This is a genomic window from Rhodococcus sp. TAF43, assembly GCF_052113525.1.
Taxonomy (GTDB): domain Bacteria; phylum Actinomycetota; class Actinomycetes; order Mycobacteriales; family Mycobacteriaceae; genus Prescottella.
This window is the reverse complement of sequence record NZ_JBFRDL010000111.1, coordinates 1-1,742: the sequence shown is the minus strand read 5'-3', so window position 1 is coordinate 1,742 and position 1,742 is coordinate 1. Positions and strand designations below refer to the sequence as shown.

The window sequence follows — 1,742 nt, the reverse complement described above, 5'->3', positions numbered from 1 at the left end:
TACGGGGACGTAGACTTGGCCACCTGAAAGGTGCTCCTTGATCACGCGATTGTTCAACCTTAGACAAGTCGAATTATCGCAGGTCGGAGCACCTTTCTTCGTCAGTGACACAGGTGTTCAGCCGAATTACCGTGAAAGCGGCAGGCTAGGCGCCACACCGCTTCCAGTTGGTTCGCGGAGGCGTCCTGTCCCGGACGTGGGCTCGCCAGGACCCGACAACGAATCGGTCCTGGTGGTTCAGGTGCTGGCTCGTGACAGTCGAACGGCAGGGTCGAAGGCGAAGCATCCGGTGTGTTGCAGTCTTGGGACGGCGCGGGCACCACCGACGTCCGGACGAGGTTGATGTGATGTGAGCATCGTCGATGCAATGCGATCGGTCCGCAGGCGATCGAGGGGCGTGCTCGCGAGCGCGACTCTCATTGCCACGGTCGTCACCAGCCCTGCAGCGGCCGAGGAGTGTTCCTGTCCTACCGGTTCCGGGGCCTTGTCCGGTGCTATGCGATCGCCGAGTTCGACGATGCGACCGCCACGATCACTGTTGTGTCAGCGGAGATGGTGGTGGCGTGTCTCGACATCGTCGATCGACATACAGGGTTCGTTACCTCCACTTGGCTCTTGGAGCATCGACCGGCCTCCACCGGTATTTGGGCCGCGCAGATGAACTGGTCCCCGATTGTTGTACTGGTGAAGTAGGAGCCTAAGCGACGAGGGTCTGAGCCCGGTAGTGCACCGGACTCAGACATTCCTGGTGCAACCGGCCCGTATTCCGGCAATTTGATTGCGCCGAACAGACGTGGCTGGTCAACCTGCGGTGACGATTTCGGACACCCGACCGCATTCACCTACGCCGATCCAGTGGCCGTTCTACCGTCGAGACGTCGCCCTCGACCTCTCGGGCGGCGACGGCGGGAGCAGCACATTGGGTGTCCCCCAGAAGGGGAGGTGCTGCTCCCGCCCGCCCCGGGTGATCGGTTGAACCGTGAGGGAAGGGGATACGCCGCGCCGGCCGTCGCGTCATCGACGATGAGAAGGCCCCGATCCTGTTCCGGGATCGAGGCCCTCCTGCATTCTCTCCAGCGGATTTCGGCCCGGTGGGCCGACAGTTCCGTGTCAGTGTTTCAGACGCCGCGGACGCCTGACGAGAAACTGTCGCGGTGTGCTCTCACCAGCGCGAGATCCCGTAGAACGGGTGCTTGTAGACATTGGTGTCCTGCACCCAGAATCCGACCTGTCCGCGCGGATGCGCAGCGGCTTCCTCGATGAGCTGATGGCCCGTGACCGGGGTCCAGCCGCCGGTGTACCAGATCGAATCGTGCGGCAGATTGACCACCCAGTTGTCGCCGTACACAAGGTTGATCAGGTCACCGGCGTGGAGCTGGGCGGCGAGAACGGTCTCCTCGTGGTTGAGCACGACGCCGGTCGCCCCGTCGTCGTTGACGGGTGTGAGAGCGCTTGCAGTCCCGGCTCCCGCCGCGGCGATCGCCCCGACCGCCGCGAAACCGACGGCAGTGATGGACACAGCGCGCTTGATACTCATGGAAATGGGTTCCCCTCCGTGTGTCTCTTCTGTCGCACACCCCGACGCGGCCACCCGCTGCGCCGCGGCCGGCCGTTGGAACTGTCAGCAGGGGTAGGTGTCGGCCTGAACGTACGAGCGTGCACCATTCGCGCGCAGCGCGATGTCTGCGCAGTGATTCGGCGCGGCGGCGGCGTAGCGGGTGGCCTCGTCGGTCGCCCACGCG

At 64.1% G+C, this 1,742-nt stretch carries 1 protein-coding gene; it reads right to left on the bottom strand.

What is annotated here, in order from left to right; all coding sequences use genetic code 11:
• Positions 1-1,162: 1,162 nt before the first annotated feature.
• Positions 1,163-1,537, bottom strand: coding sequence for a hypothetical protein (locus tag AB4Z09_RS28975; protein ID WP_442241381.1), 375 nt, complete (start codon positions 1,535-1,537; stop codon positions 1,163-1,165).
• Positions 1,538-1,742 lie beyond the last annotated feature (205 nt).